15 protein-coding genes are annotated in these 18,317 nt (G+C 71.6%); 8 read left to right on the top strand and 7 right to left on the bottom strand.

Going from position 1 to position 18,317, the window contains the following annotated elements; genetic code table 11:
* Positions 1-42: 42 nt before the first annotated feature.
* Positions 43-1,041 (top strand): phosphotransferase, encoded by a 999-nt coding sequence (locus IW245_RS15485; protein WP_197003881.1) that lies wholly within the window; start codon positions 43-45, stop codon positions 1,039-1,041.
* Here the strand turns inward: IW245_RS15485 and IW245_RS15490 are convergent.
* The 3 genes from IW245_RS15490 to IW245_RS15500 form a co-directional block, all read right to left on the bottom strand.
* Positions 1,031-1,882, bottom strand: a complete 852-nt coding sequence (locus IW245_RS15490; RefSeq protein ID WP_197003882.1) for a carbohydrate ABC transporter permease — start codon at positions 1,880-1,882, stop codon at positions 1,031-1,033. The genes IW245_RS15485 and IW245_RS15490 overlap by 11 nt on opposite strands.
* A 1-nt stretch (position 1,883) precedes the next feature.
* A complete protein-coding gene (locus IW245_RS15495) occupies positions 1,884-2,756 on the bottom strand; it encodes a carbohydrate ABC transporter permease (RefSeq protein WP_197003883.1) in 873 nt (290 codons plus the stop codon).
* Positions 2,757-2,833: 77 nt separating this feature from the next.
* Positions 2,834-4,108, bottom strand: coding sequence for an ABC transporter substrate-binding protein (locus IW245_RS15500; RefSeq protein WP_197003884.1), 1,275 nt, complete (start codon positions 4,106-4,108; stop codon positions 2,834-2,836).
* Between the two features lie 107 nt (positions 4,109-4,215).
* On the opposite strand from IW245_RS15500, the gene IW245_RS15505 reads away from it, so the two are divergent.
* The 3 genes from IW245_RS15505 to IW245_RS15515 are packed head-to-tail and all read left to right on the top strand — an operon-like array spanning position 4,216 to position 9,628.
* The gene (locus tag IW245_RS15505) at positions 4,216-5,280 is read left to right on the top strand and encodes a LacI family DNA-binding transcriptional regulator (RefSeq protein ID WP_197003885.1); all 1,065 of its coding nucleotides are present in this window, start codon (positions 4,216-4,218) and stop codon (positions 5,278-5,280) included.
* 60 nt (positions 5,281-5,340) lie between these two features.
* Positions 5,341-6,576 (top strand): glycoside hydrolase 5 family protein, encoded by a 1,236-nt coding sequence (locus IW245_RS15510; protein WP_197003886.1) that lies wholly within the window; start codon positions 5,341-5,343, stop codon positions 6,574-6,576.
* A 19-nt stretch (positions 6,577-6,595) separates the two neighbouring features.
* Positions 6,596-9,628 carry an alpha-mannosidase gene (locus IW245_RS15515; protein ID WP_197003887.1) on the top strand — a complete coding sequence of 1,011 codons (3,033 nt, stop codon included), beginning with the start codon at positions 6,596-6,598 and terminating at the stop codon, positions 9,626-9,628.
* Positions 9,629-9,680: 52 nt separating this feature from the next.
* On the opposite strand, the gene IW245_RS15520 is transcribed toward IW245_RS15515, so the two are convergent.
* The 4 genes from IW245_RS15520 to IW245_RS15535 form a co-directional block, all read right to left on the bottom strand.
* On the bottom strand, positions 9,681-12,296 hold the full coding sequence (locus IW245_RS15520) for an endo-beta-N-acetylglucosaminidase (protein WP_197003888.1): 2,616 nt from the start codon (positions 12,294-12,296) through the stop codon (positions 9,681-9,683).
* 191 nt (positions 12,297-12,487) lie between these two features.
* Complete coding sequence (locus IW245_RS15525) at positions 12,488-12,925, bottom strand: GNAT family N-acetyltransferase (protein ID WP_197003889.1); 438 nt, start codon at positions 12,923-12,925, stop codon at positions 12,488-12,490.
* 32 nt (positions 12,926-12,957) lie between these two features.
* Complete coding sequence (locus tag IW245_RS15530) at positions 12,958-13,788, bottom strand: NUDIX domain-containing protein (protein ID WP_233473112.1); 831 nt, start codon at positions 13,786-13,788, stop codon at positions 12,958-12,960.
* Between the two features lie 14 nt (positions 13,789-13,802).
* Complete coding sequence (locus IW245_RS15535) at positions 13,803-14,582, bottom strand: DeoR/GlpR family DNA-binding transcription regulator (protein WP_197003891.1); 780 nt, start codon at positions 14,580-14,582, stop codon at positions 13,803-13,805.
* A gap of 81 nt (positions 14,583-14,663) precedes the next feature.
* Here IW245_RS15535 and IW245_RS15540 point away from each other — a divergent pair, with 81 nt between their 5' ends.
* From IW245_RS15540 to IW245_RS15555, 4 genes are all read left to right on the top strand, one after another.
* The gene (locus IW245_RS15540; RefSeq protein ID WP_197003892.1) at positions 14,664-16,064 is read left to right on the top strand and encodes a carotenoid oxygenase family protein; all 1,401 of its coding nucleotides are present in this window, start codon (positions 14,664-14,666) and stop codon (positions 16,062-16,064) included.
* Positions 16,065-16,139: 75 nt separating this feature from the next.
* Complete coding sequence (locus tag IW245_RS15545; RefSeq protein WP_197003893.1) at positions 16,140-17,021, top strand: MurR/RpiR family transcriptional regulator; 882 nt, start codon at positions 16,140-16,142, stop codon at positions 17,019-17,021.
* Positions 17,022-17,040: 19 nt separating this feature from the next.
* Positions 17,041-17,796 carry a sugar isomerase domain-containing protein gene (locus tag IW245_RS15550; protein ID WP_197003894.1) on the top strand — a complete coding sequence of 252 codons (756 nt, stop codon included), beginning with the start codon at positions 17,041-17,043 and terminating at the stop codon, positions 17,794-17,796.
* Positions 17,797-17,948: 152 nt separating this feature from the next.
* Positions 17,949-18,308, top strand: a complete 360-nt coding sequence (locus tag IW245_RS15555; RefSeq protein ID WP_197003895.1) for a hypothetical protein — start codon at positions 17,949-17,951, stop codon at positions 18,306-18,308.
* Positions 18,309-18,317 lie beyond the last annotated feature (9 nt).

An 18,317-nucleotide genomic window follows, 5' to 3' on the forward strand; every position in this document is an offset into this window, starting at 1 on the left:
GGGCGGGCGGGCCGGGTGCCCGTTCGGGGAGAATCACGGCCCATGAGGGACAGACCCGACGGCGTCACCGAGTCCGCCCTGTTCGAGGCCCTGGCCGCCGGCTGGGGCCTCACTGTCCGGTCCGCGCGGTACGTGCCGCTCGGCGCCGGCAGCTACCACTGGGCGGTCACCACCGACGACGGCACCCGGTTCGTGACGGTCGACCACCTCGGCGGCGCGGACCGGGAGGCCACGTTCGCCCGGCTGGAGCACGCCTTCGACACCGCGGTGGCCCTGCGCCGCGACGCCGGACTCGGATTCGTCGTCGCCCCGGTCCCGACCAGGACCGGGGCGACCGTGTGCCGCCTGGATCCGCGGTACTCGGTGGCGGTGTTCCCGATGCTCGACGGCCGGTCCGGCCGGTTCGGCCCGCACCCGCCGGCCGACCGCGCCGAGGTCGTGGCGCTCCTCGCCGCGCTGCACCTGGCCACGCCGGTGGTCGCCGCGCACGCTCCCCCGGTCGACCTGGCCCTGCCCGGTCGCGCCGGCCTGCACGACGCGCTGCGGCACCTCGACGGGGAATGGGCGGGCGGCCCGTACGCCGAGCCGGCCCGCCGGCTGCTGGCCGACCGGGCCGGGCACGTCGTGGCCCTGCTGACCGAGTTCGACCGGCTCGTCGCGCACGTGCGCGGCACGACGACCGACTGGGTGGTGACCCACGGCGAACCGCACCCGGGCAACCTGATCCGGGACGCGGCCGGCCCGCACCTCGTCGACTGGGACACCGTGCGCCTGGCCCCGCCAGAGCGCGACCTGTGGATGCTCGCCGCCGGGCCCGGCTCCAGCGACTCCGGGGACTCCGGCGCCTCCGAGGCGGTGTTCGACGACTACGCCCGGACCACCGGCCGCGCCGTGGACCCGGCGGCGTTGGCCCTCTACCGACGATGGTGGAACCTCGCCGACATCGCGAACTACGTCGCGGAACTGCGCGGGCCACACCGGATCACGGCCGACTCCTCGGCGTCGTGGGAGTACCTGCAGGCGGGTCTGGTCAGCCCTTGACCGCCCCCTCCTCCACTCCTCTGAAGAAGAACCGTTGCAGCACCGCGAAGATCACGACGATCGGCAGGAACGCGATCATCGTGCCGGCCGCGATCAGCCGCGGGTTGGAACTGAAGGTCCCGTTGAGGTACTGCAGCCCGACGGTCAGGGTGTACTTGTCGGGATCGGTGAGCACGATCAGCGGCCAGAGGAAGTCGTCCCACGCGCCGATGAAGGCGAAGATGACCACGACGCTGAGCATCCCGCGCACATTGGGCAGCGCGATGTGGACCAGGCGCTGCCAGGCGTTGGCCCCGTCGATCCGGGCCGCGGCGTCAAGGTCCGGCGGGACGGCCCGGAACGCCGTGCGCATCAGCAGGACGTTGAGCATGCCGATCGCCCCCGGCAGGGCCACGCCGACGAGGGTGTCGGCGAACCCCAGACCGCGCACCGTGACGTACTGCGAGACGATGGTGACCTCGCCGGGCAGGACGAGGGTGGCGAGGAAGAGCCCGAGGAGCACCCGTGCGCCGCGGAACCGGAGGTTGGCCAGCGCGTACCCGGCCAGGGTGGCGCCGATCGCGTTGCCGGCCACCACGATGGCCGCGACGATCAGAGAGTTGATCGCGTAAGACCACACCGGGATGGTGTCGGCGACCTGGCCGTAGTTGTCCAACGTGGGTCGCTGCGGCAACAGGCTCGGCGTTCGGGTGTAGATGTCCTCGGTGAGGCTCTTCAGCGAGGTGGACAGCTGCCACAGGAACGGCCCGATCGTGCACACGAGCACGACGAGCAGCAACGCGTACCGGAGCACCTTCTCCCCGCGGGAGACCGAGTGCAGGCCGAGTGCCGGTCGGGTCATGTCAGGCCGCCTTCCGGTTCAGGCGCAGCAGGAACAGCATGGGGCCCAGGGTGATCACGAACAGGATCAGGCTGAGCGCGGAGGCGTAGCCGAGATGGCCGGTGAAGCCCCGGCTGTACATCTGGATCAGCATCACCACCGACATGTCCCGCCCGCCCGGACCGCCGGTGCCGTTGGACAGGATGAACAGCTCGGAGAAGATCCGCAGGGCAGACACGGAGATCAGCACCGAGACCAGCAACATGGTAGAGCGCACCCCGGGGATGGTGACGTGCCAGAACCTACGGACCGGGCCGGCGCCGTCGACGGCGGCGGCCTCGTGCAGCTCGCGGCCGACGTTGCCCAGGGCGGACAGGTAGATGACCATGTAGTAGCCCAGGCCCTTCCAGACCGTCAGGCTGATCGCGCTGAACAGCAGCAGCCACCGGTCGGACAGGAACGCCCATGGTTCCGTGATCGCACCCAGTTGCTGGGCCATGCCGTTGATCAGGCCGCGGCCGTCGAGGAGCCAGCCCCACACCAGAGCCACGACGACGGCGGAGGCGATGACGGGCGTGTAGAAGGCCGTGCGGAAGAAGGTGATGCCGGGCAGCTTCTTCTCCGCCAGTACCGCCATCAGGAGCGGCAGCAACGTCAGCAGCGGCAGGCACACCAGCATGTAGATGACGCTGTTGACCAGGGCGTCGACGAGTTGGCTGTCGTCGAGCGCGCGGCTGTAGTTGTCCAGGCCGGTGAACTCGCCGCCGCCGAGCGGCTTGGCGTTGGTGAACGACAGCACGACGGTGTTGACCGACGGCCAGATGTTGAAGACGAACAGCCACACCACCGCCGGGCCGAGCAGCAGCCACGGGGTGAACCATCGTCGGTGTGTCACAGGTATCGCCCTTTCCCCAGGGTGGGGCCGTGGCACACGACCCCACCCGACGTGCTCGTGCCTCGCGGAGCCTGACGTCATCCCTTGAGGAGCTGGTCGCACTTCGCGACGGCGTCGTCGAGAGCCTGCTTCGAGGTGGCGGCACCGCTGATCGCGAGGCCGAACTGCTGGTCGACGATGGTGCTCATCGCGCCGCTGACCTCGACCGGGGAGAGCTGCTGGGCCTGTGCGAGGGAGGTGAACGCCAGGACCTTCGCGTCCCCGGACGGGGTGCCGTCGCTCTTGGAGAAGAACGGGTCGTTGGCCGAGGCCTTGGTGCTGGGGAAGATGTTCACCAGGTGCGCGAAGGCCGCCTGGTTCTCGGCGTTGGTCACCCAGCGGGCCAGGGCGATCGCCGTCGACAGGTTCTTGCTCTTCTTGGACACCGACAGGCCCTGCACGTACAGGGGCGGGGTGCCCATCGCCTTGGAGGGCACCACCTTGGGGGCCAGCGTCGGGTTGTCCGTGGCCAGGCTGGTGATGTAGTTGCCGCCGCCGGTGGTCCACGCCGCGACGCCGGTGCTGAAGAGCTTCGAGTTTCCCTGGTACTTGTCGCTGAGCACGTCCTGCGGCAGCAGCTTCTCCTTGTACGCGTCGCGGTACTTGTCGAGTAGCGCCGCCGCCTCGGGGGTGTTGAACGTGAAGCTCTTGCCGTCGGCGGCCATGAGCTTGACCCCGGCGTTGGCCAGGTCGCCCAGCCCCGGCTTGCGGCTCATCAGGTAGACCTTGCCGCCGGACCTCTCCTTCATCACCGTCGCCTGGGCGATCAGCTCGTCGAGGGTGGTGGGCGGCTTGGCGGCGTCCAGGCCGTTCTGGGCGAGGAGTTCCTTGTTCCAGTAGTTGACGTCGGTGTTGAGGTACCACGGGTACCCGTAGACGCCCTCGACGCCGGCGTACCTGTAGGCGGCGATCCCGCCCTCGACGTAGTCGGCGGCGAGCTTCGGGTCCGCCTTGCCGACGTCGAGCAGCATGCCCTGCTTGGCCAGGGGCAGCGCGAAGTCGGGCGGGAGGTTGGTGACGTCGGGCAGCGACCCGGCCGACGCCTGGCTGAGCACCTTGTCGGAGTAGCCGTCGCCGGGCTGGTCGAGCCACTCGACCTGGGTGCCCGGGTACTTCTTCTGGAACGCGTCGATGACGCCCTGCACGTAGGTGGTGAACTTCGGCTTCAGCGCCCAGGTCTGCAGGCTGACCTTGCCCTTGATCTCGCCCGAGGTGTCCGTCTTGCCGTCGCCGGAGTCGCTGCCGCCGAGGCCGCATCCCGCGAGTGCCGCCATTGTCGCCGCCGCGACGAAACCTACAAGAACTCGTCTCATCCAGGTCTCCTGACAGTTACTAAACCGCTCTAGTATCGCGGTACTATCCTCCCGCTACACTGAGGTGTCAAGGGGTGACGATCGATGCGTACGGAAGGGCTGGAGCCATGGGACGTCCCACGATCAGCGACATCGCCGCCAAGGCCGGGGTGTCCAAGGGTGCTGTCTCCTTCGCCCTCAACGGCCGGCCCGGCGTCAGCGACGCGACCCGCGCGCGGATCCTGCAGGCCGCGGCCGAGATGAACTGGCGGCCGCACAGCGCGGCCCGGGCCCTGGGCGGCGCGCGCGCGGACGCCGCCGGCCTGGTGATCGCCCGGCCGGCCCGCACACTGGGCCTCGAGCCGTTCTTCGGCCACCTGCTCTCCGGTCTGCAGGCCGGCCTGTCGGCGCGTTCCGTGGCGCTGCACCTGATGGTCGTCGAGGACACCGCGGCCGAGATCGAGATCTACCGGCGCTGGGCCACCGAGCAGAAGGTGGACGGCTTCGTGCTGGTGGACCTGAAGACGCGCGACCCGCGGATCGCCGTGCTCGAGGAGCTGGGGATGCCGTCGTTGGTGCTCGGCGGCCCCGGCGGGCACGGGACCCTGTCGAGCGTGTGGGCCGACGACAGCGCGGCGATGGGGACCATCCTCGAACACCTCGCCGGGCTCGGCCACGGGCGGATCGCCCACGTGGCCGGCCTGCCGGCGTTCCACCACACCCAGCGGCGGATCCGGGCGGTGAGGAACTCGATCAAGCGACTCGGCTTCGAGACCGCGGAGTCGCTGCCGACCGACTTCAGCGACACGGAGGGGGCCGCGATCACCCGCAAGCTGCTGGAGCGGCCGATCCGCCCGACGGCGATCGTCTACGACAGCGACGTGATGGCCGTGGCCGGGCTCGCCGTGGCCGCCGAGATGGGGGTCGCCGTGCCGGCCGAGCTGTCGATCGTCTCGTTCGACGACTCGCTGCTGACCCGGATCGTGCACCCGACGCTGACCTCGCTGTCGCGGGACACGTTCGCCCTCGGGATGCGCGTCGCGGAGGAGTTGCTGGCCACGATCGCCGAGCCGGCGACCCGCCGGGACACCCAGATGCCGACCCCCCACCTGGAGATCCGGCAGAGTTCGGCCGCGCCGCCGGGGTCCCTGGGCACAGCGCGGCCTCTTGGCAAAGGCACTAAAGCGGTTTAGGCTCCTGCGTCAAGACGTCGGGTTGTCCTGATCCGACAACACGGCGTTTCCGGAGGAAATGTGACATCGCACTTGAGCGGGCCCCCGTTGCGGTTCGGCGCGAACTACGTGCCGTCGGAGGGATGGTTCTACAGCTGGCTGGACTACTCGCCGGCGGCGGTGCGCCGCGACCTGGCGGACCTCGCCGGGATGGGCCTGGACCACGTGCGGATCTTCCCCGTCTGGCCGTGGATCCAGCCGAACCGGGCCCTGATCCGCCAGCGCGCCATCGACGACGTGCTGGACATGATCGACGCCGCGGCGGAGTTCGGCCTCGGGGTGGCCGTCGACCTGTTGCAGGGCCACCTGTCGAGCTTCGACTTCCTGCCCTCGTGGGTGCTCACCTGGCACCAGCGCAGCGTGTTCACCGACGCTGAGACCCGCGCCGGCATCACCGCGTACGCCGACCAGCTCACCCGGGCCGTCGCCAGCCGGCCCAACGTGTTCGCCGTGACCCTCGGCAACGAGGTCAACAACCTGTGGCCGGCCAACGCCGCGACCCCGGCGGCGACCACGGCCTGGGCCGCCGACCTGATCGAGGTCGTCCGGGCCGCCGCTCCCGACGTGCTGGCCCTGTACTCGCTCTACGACGACGCCTGGTACGACCCGAAGCACCCGTTCGCCGTCGCCGACGCCGTCGACCTCGGCGACCTGAGCACCGCGCACTCGTGGGTGTTCAACGGGGTGTCCGCGATCGACGGCCCCCTCGGCCCGGCGACCGTCACCCACGCCGACTACCTCGTCGAGCTGACCGCCGCGACCGCGACCGACCCGGCGCGCCCCGTGTGGCTGCAGGAGGTGGGCGCGCCCGGCCCGGACATCAGCCCGGCCGACGCCCCGGATTTCGTCCGCCGGATGCTCGGCGCGGTCACCGGCAACCCGGCGCTGTGGGGCGTCACCTGGTGGTGCTCGCACGACGTCGACCGCGCGCTGGTCGACTTCCCCGACCGCGAGTACGACCTGGGCCTGTTCACCACCGACCACCGGATCAAGCCCCTCGCGGCCGAGCTGGCGGCGTTCATCCACGAGCTGGCCCCCGGCGCCCGGAACCTGGAGCGGCGGCCGGCGCTGGTGTGCGACGTGGACCTGCGCACCGAGCCGCACCGCCGGGGCGAGGTCGCACCGGGCAGCGCGTTCCACGCCGAGTGGACCCGGCTGCGCCAGGCCGGACCGGTCGCCATCGTGTCCGCGCCCCGCGCCGCGGACCAGCCCTACCTCGCCGCTCGCGGGATCAGTTCCGTCGTCACCCCTTCCTGAGCCTCAAGGAGCACCTGCCATGCATGATGACCGCAGCCTGGTCGAGGCCCGTCTCAAGCGAGTCCTGGAGGAGCGGATCCGTCCGGCCGTCTATCCGGAGACGGTGCCGCTACGGGTGGAGATCTGGGTGGCCCCGGACGAACCCGTGCCCGTGGCGGAGGGGCTCGCGGCACCCCGCGTCCCGATCAGCGTCGGCGACCGGTGGGGCGCGCCGTGGGGCACGAGCTGGCTGACGGTGTCCGGCACGGTACCGGAGCACTGGGCGGGCCGGACGGTGGAGGCCCTGCTCGACCTGGGCTTCGACGCCAACATGCCCGGATTCCAGTGCGAGGGGCTCGTCTACCTCTCCGACGGCACACCGGTCAAGGGGCTCAACCCGCGCAACCAGTGGGTGCGGATCGGCGCGCCGGTCAGCGGCGGCGAGGAGGTCCTGCTGCACATCGAGGCGGCCTCCAACCCCGTGCTGCTGGACTACCACCCCTTCCTGCCGACGGAGCTGGGCGACAAGCACACCGCCGGGGACGAGCCGCAGTACACGCTGGCCCAGATGGATCTCGCGGTGTTCGACGACACCGTATGGCAGCTGGTCCAGGACCTGGAGGTGCTCGGCGAGCTGATGGTCGAGCTGCCGGTCGAGGGTGCCCGGCGGTGGGACATCCTGCGCGCCGTCGACCGGGCCCTGGACGCCGTGGATCTCCAGGACGTCAACGGGACCGCCGCGGCGGCCCGCGAGCGGCTCGCCGGGGTGCTGGCCTCGCCGGCCGAGCCGTCCGCGCACCGGATCAGCGCGGTGGGGCACGCGCACATCGACTCGGCGTGGCTGTGGCCGCTGCGCGAGACTGTCCGCAAGGTCGCGCGGACCACGGCGAACATGACGGCGCTGCTCGACGACGAGCCGGACTTCATCTACACGATGTCGCAGGCCCAGCAGTACGCGTGGATCAAGGAACACCGCCCCGAGGTGTACGCCAAGGTGAAGAAGGCCGTGGCGGACGGCAGGTTCGTGCCCGCCGGTGGCATGTGGGTCGAGTCGGACACCAACATGCCGGGTTCCGAGGCGATGGCGCGGCAGTTCGTGCACGGCAAGCGGTTCTTCCTCGAGGAGTTCGGCGTCGACAACTCCGAGGCGTGGCTGCCCGACACCTTCGGGTTCGCCGGCGGTCTACCGCAGATCATCAGGGCGGCCGGCTCGAAGTGGCTGCTGACCCAGAAGATCTCCTGGAGCCAGATCAACAAGTTCCCGCACCACACGTTCTGGTGGGAGGGCATCGACGGCACCCGGATCTTCACGCACTTCCCGCCGATCGACACGTACAACTGCTCGATGGTGGGCCGGGAGATCGCGCACGCCGCCCGCAACTTCAGGGACAAGGGCCGGGCGCGGCACTCCATCGCGCCGACCGGCTGGGGCGACGGCGGGGGCGGCACCACCCGGGAGATGATCGCCAAGGCCGCGCGCATGCGGGACCTGGAAGGCTCGGCGACCGTGCGGTGGGAGACCCCGGAGACGTTCTTCACCCAGGCCCAGGCCGAGTACCCGGATCCGCCGGTGTGGGTCGGCGAGCTCTACCTGGAGCTGCATCGCGCGACCCTGACCAGCCAGGCCAGGACCAAGCAGGGCAACCGGCGCAGCGAACACCTGCTCGTGGAGGCCGAGCTGTGGTCGGCCACCGCCGCGGTGCTGGCCGGCGTGCCCTATCCGTACGCGGACCTCGACCGGATCTGGAAGACGGTGCTCCTGCACCAGTTCCACGACATCCTGCCAGGTTCCTCGATCGCCTGGGTGCACCGTGAGGCGGAGAAGACGTACGCCGCGGTCGCCGACGAGCTGGGCGGTCTCATCAACCGGGCGCTGCTGGCGCTGGCCGGTGACCCCGCCAGCGGTACCGAGGTCGTGTTCAACCCGGCCCCGCACAGCCGGGCCGCGGTGCCGGCCGGCGGCGGACGGATCGTGGCCCCGGCGGCGGCGGAGGGGTGCGCCGTCACGGCCCACGCGGACGGCGGTTGGACGCTGGGCAACGGGCTGCTCAACGTCACCGTGGACGCCCGCGGCCTGGTCGTGTCCGCCTACGACGTCGCCGCGCGGCGCGAGGCGGTCCCACCCGGGGCCGCGGCCAACCTGCTGCAGATCCACCCGGACTTCCCGAACATGTGGGACGCCTGGGACGTCGACGAGTTCTACCGCAACACCGTCACCGACCTGACCGGCATCGACGACGTCACGGTCACCGTCGACACCCCGCAGCGGGTGTCCGTGCGGGTGACCCGCTCCTTCGGTGACTCGACGGCCGTGCAGACCATCTCGCTGGCCGCCGGCTCCCGGCGACTGGACCTGGACACCGAGGTCGACTGGCACGAGCGGGAAAAGTTCCTCAAGGTGGCGTTCCCCCTCGACATCCACACCGACCGGTACGCCGCGGAGACCCAGTACGGGCACCTCTACCGCCCCACGCATACGAACACCAGCTGGGACGCCGCCAAGTTCGAGGCGTGCAACCACCGGTTCGTGCACTTCGACGAGTCGGGCTGGGGCGCGGCGCTGGTCACCGGCTCCACCTACGGCCACGACGTCACCCGGACGGTCCGGACGGCCGACCAGGGCACCACGACGACGGTCCGCGCGTCGCTGCTGCGGGCGCCCCGCTTCCCCGACCCGCACACCGACCAGGGCGTGCACCGGTTCCGGCACGCGCTCGTCGTGGGGTGCGCGATCGCCGACGCGGTCCGCGAGGGCTACGCGGTCAACCTGCCCGAACGGGTGCTCGCCGGGGACGCGGCCGTTGCGCCGCTGTTCGCCGTGGACGACGACGCCGTGGTGATCACGGCGGTGAAACTGGCCGACGACGCCAGCGGGGACGTCGTCGTCCGGTTCTACGAGTCGCTCGGCGGTCGGGCCAGGGCGCGGCTGACGCCGTCGTTCGCGTTCGCCGACGTCACGGCCTGCGATCTGCTCGAACGGCCCACCGGGGGGTCCGTGGCCGTCGAGGGCGGGGCGGTCGGGCTCCAGTTGCGGCCGTTCGAGCTGGTCACGCTGCGGTTCCGGCGCGGGTAGCCGCCGGTGCGCGTGGGCCGACCTCCTCGCGGGAGTCGGCCCACGCGCCCGGTCAGGTTCCGTAGACCTCGAGTTCGTAGATTCTGGTCGCCTTGTCGCTCGTCTGGGTCGGCGTGGTCACGTTCAGCCGCACGTACCGGGCCGGGGTGGCCGTGATCGGGTGGGTGGTGACCGCCGCGGTGTTGTTCGCGACCGTCACCGCCGTGGTCCAGGTGCCGCCGTCCGTGGACAGCTCGATGGTGAACGTCCTGGTGTTGTAGCTGGCCGTCTCGCCACCGGCCGAGGCGTGTCTGACCACGAACTGGTCCACCTGCCGCACCGATCCGAGGTCCACCCGCAGCCAGCTGGGCGTGGTCAGCGAACAGAACTTGTCGGAGTTGCCGCCGCCGACACTGCCGTTGACCGCCTTGGCCGGGGTCTCGGCGGAGTTGGCCGGGGTGGTGCCGGTGGCCGGTGCGTTCAGTGCCAGGTTCACCGACGGGCCCGAGCCCCAGGTGAGCACGGCTGTCGCCGCCGGGCCCTCGTCGCCGGTGACGGAGACCGGCACGAGCTGGAGGGTGGAGGTGGCCTCGGCGGCGACCCGCTGGAGGTCGTTGACGTAGAACACCTCGTCGTAGACCCGGCCGATCGCCTCCAGGCTGCCGTCCGGCCGGACCCGGCGCAGGTCGTAGTGCCACACGCCCGGGGCACCGAACGTCCACGACAGCAGCAGCTCGGCCGACGTGCCGTAGAAGTGGCTCGCGTCCAGCCGGAAGCCGGTCGGCGCGGCGGGCGTCACGGCGGGACCGTCCAGCAGGGCCAGTTCACCCACGTTGACGGCGTAGCTGGTCTGCCGCGCGGCGGTGAACCGCAGGCTGACCGCCGCGATGGTCCGGCCGGCGTGGCCGCCCAGCTGCACCGCCGCGGTGTTCCAGCCGGCCGCGTACGCACCGGCGACGGGCACCCAGGTGGTCTGGGTCGGCGAGTCCTCGAACACGAGCCCCAGGCTCAGGCCCAGGTCGCTGCCCGCGCCGCCGGCGTTGTAGACGATCCGCGCCGTGGTCGCCGAGCTGGCGGGGAGCCTGGTCTTGAACAGCCGGATGTCGTTGCTGTCGCCGGCCTGCAGCGTCCCGGACACCTTCAGCGAGGTGCCGCCGTCCCACGCCGTCGTCGCGTCGTAGTCCACGGTGAGCTTCGCGCCCGATCCGGCGGCGCGCACCCACCACTGCCAGGTGGGCAGGATGTCGGCGACCCCGGCGTGGGCCCAGGGCACGGAACCGACCCGGACCCCGCGCCGGTGGAAGGCCGCGCCCTTGCCCGTGTTGAACCGGGTCACGAACGGGAATGCGCCGATGGCCGAGCGCTCGACGATGTAGTGCGCGACGCCGTCCCAGACCTGGTACGCGTCGTAGGGGGCGTTCAGGTCCGCCTGGGTGGGCGCGCGGAGCCGGCCCGTGGCCGTCGGGTCGGAGTTGGGCCCGGACCAGAACCGCCGTTCCATGGCGTAGCGGGTCTGCTGGGTCGCGGGGTTGGTGAGGTCGACGCCGGGTGGCGCGCTGATCGAGGTGGTGCCGAACAGCGCCCAACTGGTCCGCGCCGGGCCGCCGTCGGGGAAGTTCTGCCGCGGGTCGTAGTCCAGGGAGTTCACGAATCCGCGCTGCTGGATCTCGCTGCCGGCGAACACGGTCGCGTAGGGATCCAACCCCAGGCTCTGGGCGTACGAGCGCGACGAGGACAGCCGGGTGGTGTTCCACGCGTAGTTGAGGAACATGCTGTGGCAGACGGGGGTGCCGGCGTTGAGTACCCAGGGAGCGTTCGCGCTGTTGAACTGGTTCTGGTAGGACACCGAACCGCCGGGCAGCATGGCGTCGTACCACTGCACGTGGAAGCCCGCCGGGGCCTTGGCCCGCAGGTACTTGAGCATCGCCATCAGCCTGGTCGCGTCCGCCGCGGCGACATTGCCCTCCTGGTTCACGAAGTAGCCGTCGAAGCCGAAGTAGGCCGCCATGGCCAGCAGCTTGTCGGCCACCGGGTACGAACCGTCCGGAGCGCTGACCACGAGGTTGGCGAACGTGTCGCCGCGCGGCCAGAACCAGCAGCCCAGACTCCGCACGCCGTTGCGGTGCGCGGCGTCGGTCCACGCCGGGTTCGGCAGGTTCACCACGCCGTAGGTCGCGCCGGTGGCCGTCAGCGGGGAGTCGGCGGTGATCAGGCCGTGCCAGGCGGCGTAGATGTCCTGGTACTGCCAGAAGCGGGACGTGCGCAACGACATGTCGTTCTGGTAGCGCAGGCTCCGGTAGCCGAACTTGCCGTAGTAGTCGTCGGACAGGTCGAGCACCTGTGGACCGTGGGCGAGGGCCGGCTTGGCCTGAGTGGCGACGAACACCGGGATGCGCGGCGCGAGCGGGACGCGGGAGCGCGAGTACCGCGCGTAGGGGTCGGTGGCCGGGCTCCACGTGGCGAGGTCGCGGGACAGGTAGCCGTGCATGACCGGCTGGCGCGGGGTGACGGTCAGGCCGGCCGGGTCGGTGGTGGAGTCGGGCGGTGCGGCGCTGGCCAGCGGCGCGGGAGCGGCCGGTGCGGCCGCGCCGGCCGGGGTGCGCGCCAGCAGGCCCCCGATGCCGATCGCCGCGCCGGCGGCGACGGTGCCGCGGAGCAGTGTCCTTCTGCTGACAGGTGGGATTTCCATGCTGCGCCTCCCAGGATGGTAAATCGGTTTAGTGCTCACCATCGCAGCCCCCGGAGGGAGAGTCAATCCATCCTATTCGATGCCGAGTGCGGCGCGGCCCCTTTCGGTGACTCTGGGTGCGCGGAGACTGCACCAATTTGGTCGTCTGACCGGATTCTCCGGTCGCTCCGAGGGAACCGGCCGGACGGGGCCTACAGCAGCCGCAGCGTGAGGAACGGGTACTCGTCCCCGGGCGGAAGATACCGGTCCACCTCCACGAACCCGTGCGACTCGGCGAACCGCAGCCCGTCCGGGTTCGACGCCAGGACGATGGTCTCGATCACCTCCGCGCCCAGCTCCCGGGCCCGGGCCACCGCCGCGGCGTGGTACTCCTCCCCGTACCCCCGGCGGCGGTGTTCCGGGAGCACCCGGACGATCACCGTGGCGGTCGCCGGGTCACCGGTCGGCGGGCGCACCGTCGCACAGCCGACGAGGACGTCGTCGCGGTAAGCCACCGTGAGATGGTTGCGCCCCACGCGTTCGCGCACCTCGTCCGGCGACAGCGGGTCGGTGGGGATGATCAGATTGTGGACGGACCGCCAGTCCTCGAGGGTGGCGTCGTCCACCGGTTCGATCCGGAGCACAGACATCAGCACACCGAACGCGATCACCCGGGCCGGCGTCAACCGGATTGACGCGGACCCGGTCGCGACGGGGCGAGCCGGCCGGAGGACTCCCGGCGGTGGGAGTCGGCCAGCTCGGCGGCCAGGTCCTCCTGGCCGGCGGCCACTGCGGCGTTGACCTTCGCGACGTAGGCGTCGTGCGTCCGGCGGGCCCACGCGTCCGGGGCGAACGGCCCGTCCAGCGCCGCCCACTGCAACAGCATGATGGTCTTCGCGTCCGCGATCCGCCCGTCGCGGACCATCGCGAGCGCCTCGCCGAACGGCAGCTCCACGACGGCGATGTCCTCGCCCTCGGCCGCGACGCCCCCACCCCCGGACCCGGCACCCGACCGGTACGGTGCGGCGAAGAAGTGCAGCCGCTCGGTGACCGAGCCGGGGCTCATGTACACCTCGAACACCCGGCGGATGTCGCCGATGACGTGCCCGGTCTCCTCGGCGGCCTCCCTGCGCACCGCCTCGCCCGGCTGGTCGCCGTCGAGCAGGCCGGCCGCCGTCTCGATCAGCATCCCGTCGGGGTGGCCGTTGACGTACGCCGGGAAGCGGAACTGCCGGGTCAGCAGCACCGTGCCGCGGTCGGGTTCGTAGAGCAGCACCGTGGCCCCGTCGCCCCGGTCGTACGTCTCGCGCTGCTGGCGGCTCCAGTGCCCGTCGCTGTGCTGGAAGTCGAAGGTGGTCCGGCGCAGCACGTACCAGTCGCAGGACAGCACCTCCACGTCGCGCACCCGGACCCGCGGGTTGCCGGTCAGGCCGCGGCCGTGGCGGTCCAGCCCGGTCCGACCGCGCCGGTCGGGGGTGTCGACGCCGGGACGGTACCCGTCGATGGGGGTCACGCGTGCTCCTTCCGTCATGCCAGGACGATCTCGACGCCCGCGTCGCGCAGCGCCGTCAGCGTCTCGGGGCCCATCGGGTGGGTGTCGGGGTCGTCGGCCGCGGCGTCGGTGACGAACGTGTCCACCGCGCCGAGCGGTGCGACCTGGCTGAAGGCGCGCACGCCGAGCTTGGTCGCGTCGGCCACCGCGACGGTGCGGGCGGCCTGGGTGAGCCCGACCTGTTTGACGGCGGCGTCGTCGAGGGAGAACTCCGACCAGCCGTGTCGGGCGTGCACGCCGCCGATCGACATCACGAACAGGTCGAACGCCATCGCCTCCATCGTCCGCACCGCGAGCGGGCCGACCAGCGACCGCTCCCCCGGCCGGGACTGGCCGCCGACCACGAGCAGCCGGATCCCCGGCAGGTCGGCGAGCCGCACGGCAGCCTGCAGACTCAGCACCGCCACGGTCAGCGGGCCGCGGGCCGCCAGGTGCCCGGCGACGTGCACGGTCGTCGTGCCTGCGTCGAGGAGCACCGTCGAGCCGGGCTCGACGAGATCGGCGACAGCCCGGCCGAGCCGGTCCTTCGTGGCGGCCTGCCAGCCCTCGCGGGCCGTGAACCCGGCCTCCTCCTCGCGGGACCGGGTGGCCACCGCGCCGCCGTGCACCCGCCGGACGAGGCCCTGGCGCTCCAGCTCGTCGAGGTCGCGGCGCACCGTCATCTCGGACACCCCGAGGCGCCCGGCCAGCTCCGCCACGGACACCCGGCCGGCGCCCTGCACCAGCCGCAACGTCAGATCCCACCGGTTCGCCACCTTCACACCCCCAGTTCTACCATGAAAATGTTCGAACTAACAACGCGATGTGACGGACCTGAAAGGTCTAGAGTCGCGGCCATGGCGATCACCGAGGGATTCGACAGCCTCCGATCCGAGCTCACCGACGCGCCACTCCCCGTGCGCGGCGCCCTGCCCGGGTGGCTGTCCGGCACCCTGATCCGCAACGGGCCGGCGTTGTTCGACGCCGGCGGCACCTCGTTCCGGCACTGGTTCGACGGGCAGGCGATGCTGCACCGGTTCGGGTTCGCCGACGGGGCCGTCACCTACACCAACCGGTTCCTGGACACCCCGGGCCTGCGGTCGGCCCGCGACGACGGGCGGATCGGGTACACGGAGTTCGCCACCGATCCTTGCGCGTCGCTGTTCGGCCGGTTCTTCAGCCGGTTCCGGCGCGGGTCCGGGGTCAACCCCAACGTCAACATCTCCCGGTACGGCGAGCACGACGTGGCCCTCACCGAGGTCCCGATGGCCGTGGAGTTCGACCACGCGACCCTGGCGACCATCGGGGTGCTCGCGCCCGACAGCGGCCCGACCGGCAACGTGACCACGGCGCACCCGCACGAGGCGCCTGGCACCGGTGACCTGGTCAACTTCGTGCTCCGATTCGGACCGAAGAGCAGCTACCAGGTGTACCGGCAGCCGGCCGGCGGCACCACCCGCCACCTCCTCGGCACGGTCACCGCCGCCCGCCCCGGCTACGTGCACAGCTTCGCCGTCACCGAACACCACGCGGTGCTCGCTATCTTCCCGCTGGTCGTGAACCCGCTGTCGTTCTTCCTGCGCGGTCGCCCCTTCATCGAGAACTACCGGTGGCGGCCGGAGCTGGGCACCCGGATCGTCGTCATGGACCTGCGCGACGGGTCGGTCCGCGCCGACCACACCGCGCCGCCGTTCTTCGCCTTCCACCACATCAACGCCTTCGAGGACGGCGGCCGGCTCGTCCTGGACGTGTGCGCGTACGAGGACGCGCGGATCATCGACGCCCTGTACCTCGACCGGCTGCGCGCCGGGGACGAGGCGCCGGTGTCGCACCCCACCCGGTACACCGTGGACCTCGACACCGGTGGCGTGGACGTCCGGCGGCTGTCCGACGAGCCGATGGAACTGCCGCGGATCGCGTACCGCACCCACAACGGCCGGCCCTACCGGTACGCGTACGGGGTCGGCACCACCACCCGGAGGGACCTCTTCGACCAGCTCGTGAAGCTCGACACGCACACCGGGGAGACCCGGCTGTGGCACGTACCGGGCAGCTACCCGGGCGAGCCGGTGTTCGTGCCGGCCCCCGGGTCGACCGGCGAGGACGACGGGGTGGTGCTGTCCGTGGTCCTCGACGGGGACGCCGGCCGCTCGGCGCTCGTGGTGCTGGACGCGGCGTCGTGGGCGGAGGTGGCCCGCGCCGAGGTGCCGCACGTCGTGCCGTTCGGCTTCCACGGCCAGTTCTCGCACCGCGCCTGATCAGGCGGATGCCGCCTGACCATGCCCACCTGGCAATGATTGACGGAAACTCTAAGATCTGCGTAATCTGTTGCCATGATCTCGCATGGCACGCCCCTCGGAGTCCGGATCAGGGCACTGATGCCGGAACTCACCGGCACGGAGCAGCGCGTCGCCGGGCTGGTGCTCGCCGATCCCTCGGCGGTCGCCGGCCTGACGATCGGCGAACTCGCGGCGGCCAGCGACACCTCGACGTCGACCGTGCTGCGGTTCTGCAAGGCGCTCGCGTTCCCGGGGTACCGGGCGCTGCAGACCGCGCTCACCGCCGAGGTCGCCCGGGCTGCCGAACCGCGGCTGTCGACCGGCACCGACGGCGGGATCGACCCGAACGACCGGCTCGCGGAGATCGTGGCCGCCGTGGCCGGGGCCGACGTGCGGGCCATCACCGAGACCGCGGCCCAGCTCGACCTCGACGCCCTGACGGCGTGCGTGGAGGCGATGGCTGGCGCGTACCGGGTCGACGTGTTCGCCGTGGGCGGCAGCGCCCAACCGGCGGCCGGCTTCCAGGCCAGGATGCACTACACCGGCATCGCCTGCTGGGCCTGGACGGACGTGCACCTGGCCCTGATCAGCGCCGCGCAGCTCAAGCCAGGCGCCGTGGCCCTCGGCGTCTCGCACAGCGGCCAGACCATCGAGGTCATCGAGGCGCTGGAGACCGCGCGCGCGGCGGGCGCGACGACCGTGGCCCTGACCAACTTCCCCCGCTCGCCCCTCGCCTCGGTCGCCGACATCGTGCTGACGACCGCGGTGCGGGAGGGCACGTTCCGGCCCGGCGACATGTCCGGCACCCACCCGCAGACGACCGTCCTGGACTGCGTGTACGCGGCCCTGGCCCAGCGGGACCGGCCCCGCACCGAGGCCGCGCTGTCCGCCGCCACCCGCGCCATCGCCGGCCACCGCACGACCAGGCAGCGTTAGTACCCGTCGAAGGAGTCCCATGTCCCTCAGTTCCGCCAGCTACGTCGCCGCCGTCCAGGCCACGATCGCGCACATCGTCGACACCCAGGCCCCGTCCGTCGCCGAGGCCGCCGACCTGATCGCCGCGTCCCTCGCCGACGGCGGGGTGCTGCAGGCCTTCGGGTCCGGGCACTCCGAGGCCGCCTCGATGGAGCTGGCCGGTCGGGCCGGCGGCCTGGTCGCCTCCAACAAGCTCGCCCTGCGCGACGTCATCCTGTACGGCGGCGAGCCGGCCGACACGCTCGCCGACCCGAAGGCCGAGCGCGACCCGGCCCTGGCCCGCCGGGTGTACGACCTGGCCAACGCCGAGCCGAAGGACGTCTTCGTGATCACGTCGCAGTCCGGCGGCAACGGGTCGATCGTCGAGATGGCCCGGATCGCACGGGAGCACGGCCACCCGCTGGTCGCGATCACGTCCCTCGCGCACTCGCGGGGCATCACCTCGCGGCACCCGAGCGGCCAGCGGCTGTTCGAACTCGCCGACGTGGTGATCGACAACGGCGCCCCGCACGGCGACGCCGTCCTGCCGCTGCCCGACGGCGGCACGGTCTGCGCAGTGTCCTCGATCGCCAACGCGCTCATCGCCCAGCTGATCACGGCGGAGGTCGTGATCCGGCTGCTCGCGAAGGGCATCGAACCCGACGTGTACCTGTCGATGAACGTCGCCGGCGGGGACGCGAAGAACGTGGCCGCCGAGGAGCGCTACGCCGGGCGGATCCGCCGCATCGCCGGCTGACCGCCGGGTCGCCGCGCCCCGGCCGCACAGGGCCGGCCGACCTCTACCGCAACCGCGGAAGCCGGGGTACCCCCAGAACTGGGGGCATGTCCGTGCGGTGCCGCCCACCTACCGTGAGCAGGCACAGCACAGTCCTTAGAGGAGGAACACCCATGGCGAACGCACGGATGACCCGTCGACTCTCCGTCCTCGGCGCGGTGGCGCTGGGGGCCGGGGCCGTCGTCGGCGTGGCCGCACCGGCCCAGGCGATGCCGACCTGCCGGGCGGTCTACTCGATCGGCTACAGCGCCGCCGGCAACGCGATCCACGCGAGCGGCAACCGCGCGTGCTTCGACACGGGCACGGTCACGCCGCTGCCGGTGACCATCCTGCGCCTCGACCCGGCCACGGGGACGTGGAGCGCGGTGGCCGCCGGCACCGGGTCCGTGCAGTACCCGTGCGTGACCGCCGTGACGAACACCTACCGCCTGCAGCAGGACGCGCTCAGGACGGTCACGGCCAACTGCGGCTGACCCGGGCGG

Origin of the sequence: Longispora fulva (assembly GCF_015751905.1) — a bacterium.
In the GTDB taxonomy this organism is placed as follows: domain Bacteria; phylum Actinomycetota; class Actinomycetes; order Mycobacteriales; family Micromonosporaceae; genus Longispora; species Longispora fulva.

Excerpts from the sequence above, each read along its gene's own strand:
- IW245_RS15485 (WP_197003881.1), top strand. The coding sequence starts at position 43 with ATGAGGGACAGACCCGACGGCGTCACCGAGTCCGCCCTGTTCGAGGCC.
- IW245_RS15490 (WP_197003882.1), bottom strand. The coding sequence starts at position 1,882 with ATGACCCGACCGGCACTCGGCCTGCACTCGGTCTCCCGCGGGGAGAAG.
- IW245_RS15500 (WP_197003884.1), bottom strand. The coding sequence starts at position 4,108 with ATGAGACGAGTTCTTGTAGGTTTCGTCGCGGCGGCGACAATGGCGGCA.
- IW245_RS15505 (WP_197003885.1), top strand. The coding sequence starts at position 4,216 with ATGGGACGTCCCACGATCAGCGACATCGCCGCCAAGGCCGGGGTGTCC.
- IW245_RS15515 (WP_197003887.1), top strand. The coding sequence starts at position 6,596 with ATGCATGATGACCGCAGCCTGGTCGAGGCCCGTCTCAAGCGAGTCCTG.
- IW245_RS15520 (WP_197003888.1), bottom strand. The coding sequence starts at position 12,296 with ATGGAAATCCCACCTGTCAGCAGAAGGACACTGCTCCGCGGCACCGTC.
- IW245_RS15525 (WP_197003889.1), bottom strand. The coding sequence starts at position 12,925 with ATGTCTGTGCTCCGGATCGAACCGGTGGACGACGCCACCCTCGAGGAC.
- IW245_RS15540 (WP_197003892.1), top strand. The coding sequence starts at position 14,664 with ATGGCGATCACCGAGGGATTCGACAGCCTCCGATCCGAGCTCACCGAC.
- IW245_RS15545 (WP_197003893.1), top strand. The coding sequence starts at position 16,140 with ATGATCTCGCATGGCACGCCCCTCGGAGTCCGGATCAGGGCACTGATG.
- IW245_RS15550 (WP_197003894.1), top strand. The coding sequence starts at position 17,041 with ATGTCCCTCAGTTCCGCCAGCTACGTCGCCGCCGTCCAGGCCACGATC.
- IW245_RS15555 (WP_197003895.1), top strand. The coding sequence starts at position 17,949 with ATGGCGAACGCACGGATGACCCGTCGACTCTCCGTCCTCGGCGCGGTG.